The organism is Kitasatospora putterlickiae (genome assembly GCF_039527695.1).
Lineage (GTDB): Bacteria > Actinomycetota > Actinomycetes > Streptomycetales > Streptomycetaceae > Kitasatospora > Kitasatospora putterlickiae.
Genome location: NZ_BAAAKJ010000328.1, coordinates 6,555 through 7,101, shown reverse-complemented (window position 1 = coordinate 7,101; position 547 = coordinate 6,555). Strand labels below are relative to the sequence as shown.

1 protein-coding gene is annotated in these 547 nt (G+C 77.7%); it reads left to right on the top strand.

Features of this window, described 5'->3' with window-relative positions:
- The coding region (locus tag ABD308_RS31030) for a hypothetical protein (protein ID WP_425554893.1) at window positions 1–431 on the top strand (431 nt) is incomplete at its 5' end.
- Between the last annotated feature and the right edge of the window lie 116 nt (window positions 432–547).

Here is a 547-nt window from a genome sequence, read left to right as displayed (position 1 = left end):
CGGCCGGCCCGCCGGCCCAGGGGCCCGGCACGGTGCACCGGCTCCGGGCGGAGCGGCGCCCCGCCGACGAGCCGCCCACCGCGCCCGAGCAGGCCCGGCTCTGGCACGTGGTGCTCAGCGTGGCCGGGCCGGTCACCCCGCTGTCCGAGCTGCGCGCCGGGCTGGAGCGGCTGGCGCACGACCACTCGTTCTTCCTGACCGCCCGTTACGCCGCCGACCACGCCGAGATCCGCTACTGGGAGCAGGCCCGCGACCTGCACGACGCGGCGGCGATCGCGCTGCGGCTGTGGGGCGAGCACAAGGCGACGGCCAAGCTGCCGCCGTGGGAGATCGTCGGCCTGGAGGTGGTGGACCGGGCGACCTACCACCAGCGCGTGGCCGAGGGCTTCGCCGGCCCGCCCCCGCAACTGGGCGGGGTCTACCCCTACTGAGGTCCCACGGGCGTGCGCCCTCACGGCTGTGCGACCGTGCGAGGAGTACCGGCGAGCGAGCCGAAGGGCCGCGCCGACCGTCAGCGGCGGACCGGTGCGTCCGGCGGCGAGCGAGC